At 68.7% G+C, this 2,558-nt stretch carries 4 protein-coding genes; all 4 read right to left on the bottom strand.

The window, feature by feature from the left end:
* Positions 1 to 21: 21 nt before the first annotated feature.
* Complete coding sequence (gene nusB / locus FJY88_13450) at positions 22 to 489, bottom strand: transcription antitermination factor NusB (GenBank protein ID MBM3288332.1); 468 nt, start codon at positions 487 to 489, stop codon at positions 22 to 24.
* Positions 486 to 980: a 6,7-dimethyl-8-ribityllumazine synthase gene (locus tag FJY88_13445; protein ID MBM3288331.1), complete on the bottom strand. Its 495-nt coding sequence runs from the start codon at positions 978 to 980 to the stop codon at positions 486 to 488. Before FJY88_13445 ends, nusB begins: the two co-directional genes overlap by 4 nt.
* Before the next feature lie 64 nt (positions 981 to 1,044).
* The gene (locus FJY88_13440) at positions 1,045 to 2,271 is read right to left on the bottom strand and encodes a bifunctional 3,4-dihydroxy-2-butanone-4-phosphate synthase/GTP cyclohydrolase II (GenBank protein ID MBM3288330.1); all 1,227 of its coding nucleotides are present in this window, start codon (positions 2,269 to 2,271) and stop codon (positions 1,045 to 1,047) included.
* Positions 2,268 to 2,558: riboflavin synthase (locus tag FJY88_13435; GenBank protein MBM3288329.1), on the bottom strand; the 291-nt coding region annotated here is incomplete at its 5' end. The genes FJY88_13440 and FJY88_13435, both read right to left, overlap by 4 nt.

Below are 2,558 nucleotides of genomic sequence, written 5' to 3'. Positions count from 1 at the left end.
AGGGCCGCTGGGGGCCTTCCGTCAGGCCCCGGCGGGCGGCGGCAGCTCGCCGGGACGGAGCCGTCGCGCCGCCGCGTCGAGGACCCCGTTGGCGAAGGAGCCCGCCTCCTCCTCGCCGTAACGGTTGGCGAGCCGCACCGCCTCGTCGAGGATCACGCGAGCCGGGGTCTCGGCGATCGAGAGCATCTCCGCGAGGGCGACCCGAAGGATCGCGCGAACGACGGTAGAGACTCGATCGATCGACCAGTTGCGGAGAAGCTCCTCCAGGAGGGCGTCGACCCGCGCGCGGTGCTCCACCGCGCCGGCCGCCAGACGAAGGGCGAAGGCGCGCCCGTCCTGCGTGAATCGGAAACGGCCGAGCGAGAGCTCGAGCGTCTCAAGGAGGTCGTCTCCCGTGAGGTCGACCTCGAAGACGGAACGGAACACGACCTCGCGCGCGCGGGTCCGTCCGCCGCGCGAGGGCCTCTCGGCTCCCCCGGTCGGGCTCACCGACGCTTGGGCGTTCGCGCGGAGCTTCGAAGGTGGGCGAGGACGCCGATCATCTCGAGCGCGACGAGCCCGGCGTCATACCCTCGTCCTCCGCCCTTCAAGCCGGCCCTCTCGAGGGCCTGATCGACGGTCTCGGCCGTGATCACTCCGAAGATCGTCGGGACGCCTGTCTCGTAACCGACCTGGAAGATGCCGCGCGCCGCCTCCCGCGAGACGTGTTCGAAGTGCGGGGTCTCGCCCCGGATCACGCAGCCGAGGCCGACCACGGCGTCGAAGCGCCCGGAGCGGGCGGCCGCGAGAGCCGCCATCGGGATCTCGAAGGAGCCGGGCACCCATACGATCTCAACCGCGTCCTCCGCGACTCCGTGCTGGCGCAGGCAATCGAGGAGGCCGCCGACGAGGCGGTCGGTCACCACGCGGCTATAGCGGCTCGCCACAACACCGAAGCGTCTTCCGGAAGCATCCAGGGACGCCAGAAACTCCTTCGCCATGACTCATCCTCCCTTGGGACAGTCCCACATCCTCGCGCTCCGCCGCCCTCCGGCGGGACCGGCTTCAGCGCGCATCGATCCGAAGCGTGTGACCCAGCTTCTCCCTCTTGGCCTCCAGGTAGCGGCGGTTCTGTGGATTCGGCGGGATCTCGATCTGAACCGTCTCGACGATCTCGAGGCCGTGCGCGGACAGCCCCACCCGCTTGTGGGGATTGTTGGTCAAGAGCCGGATCCTGCGGACTCCCAGATCGGCCAGGATCTGCGCGCCGATGCCGAAGTCGCGCTCATCCGGCCTGAAGCCCAGCTTCATGTTCGCCTCGACCGTGTCGAGGCCCTGGTCCTGGAGATGGTAGGCCCGGATCTTGTTGGCAAGCCCGATCCCGCGCCCTTCCTGCCGCATGTAGAGGAAGACCCCCTTCCCCTCCGCCGCGATCAGCTCGAGAGCCAGGCTGCGCTGCTGGCCGCAGTCGCATCGGAGCGAACCGAGCACATCGCCCGTGAGGCACTGCGAGTGGACCCGCACGAGAACCGCATCCTCGGCGCGGATCTCTCCCATGACCAGGGCCACGTGATCCTCGCCGTCGAGAATGCTCTCGAAGATCACAAGGCGGAACTGACCGCGCTCCGTCGGGAAGGAGGTCTCCGCGAGGCGGCGGACGAGCCTCTCGGTGCGGCGACGGTACTCGATCAAAGAGGCGATCGACAGGATCTTCAGCCCGTGCTCCGACGCCATGCGCGATAGCTCGGGCAATCGGGCCATCGTCCCGTCCTCGTGCAGGATCTCGCAGAGGACCCCGGCCGGATAGAGGCCCGCGAGCGCGGCCACATCCACCGCCGCCTCCGTGTGCCCCGCCCTGCGCAGCACGCCTCCATTCGCCGCGCACAACGGGAAGACATGCCCCGGGCGCGCCAGATCCTCCGGGCGGGTCTCTTGATCGATCAGGACGCGGATCGTATGCGCCCTATCGAATGCCGAGATCCCCGTCGTCGTGCCGTGGGCGGCGTCCACGCTCACGGTGAAGGGGGTGCCGAGCTTCGCCGTGTTCGTGTGGACCATCTGAGGAAGGTCGAGCCTCTGGAGCCGGTCCTGCTGCATCGGGACGCAGATCAGGCCGCGCCCGTGGTGGGTCAGGAAGTTCACCGCCTGAGGGGTGACCCGCTCCGCAGCCATGATCAGATCGCCCTCGTTCTCGCGATCCTCGTCATCGACGACGATGATCATCCGACCTGCGCGGATCTCCTCCACCGCCTCTTCGACCGTCGCGAAAACCTCCGCCGCCCTTTCGCTCACCCGTCCTCCCCCATCATCGCCGCCCGCGTCGAGCGGCCGCCGCGGAGAGCGCTCCCGTCCCGAAGCAGAGCCTCCGCGTACTTCGCGAGCAAGTCGACCTCGATGTTCACTTTCCGGCCCGCCCGATACGCGCCCATGAGCGTCCTCTCGATCGTCGCCGGGATGATATGGACCCGGAACCATCGCGGCCCCACCGCGCCCACCGTCAGGCTGACTCCATCGACGCAGATCGACCCCTTCTCGACGATGTAGCGCCGGATGGAAGGCGGCGCGCCGACTTCCAGAAC

Source organism: Candidatus Eisenbacteria bacterium (assembly GCA_016867495.1).
Lineage (GTDB): Bacteria > Eisenbacteria > RBG-16-71-46 > CAIMUX01 > VGJL01 > VGJL01.
The sequence above is the reverse complement of the archived record's forward strand: the minus strand, read 5'-3'. Positions and strand labels throughout refer to the sequence as shown.

Bases quoted from the DNA above. Each gene is read 5' to 3' on its own strand.
- FJY88_13445 (MBM3288331.1), bottom strand. From the start codon at position 980: ATGGCGAAGGAGTTTCTGGCGTCCCTGGATGCTTCCGGAAGACGCTTC.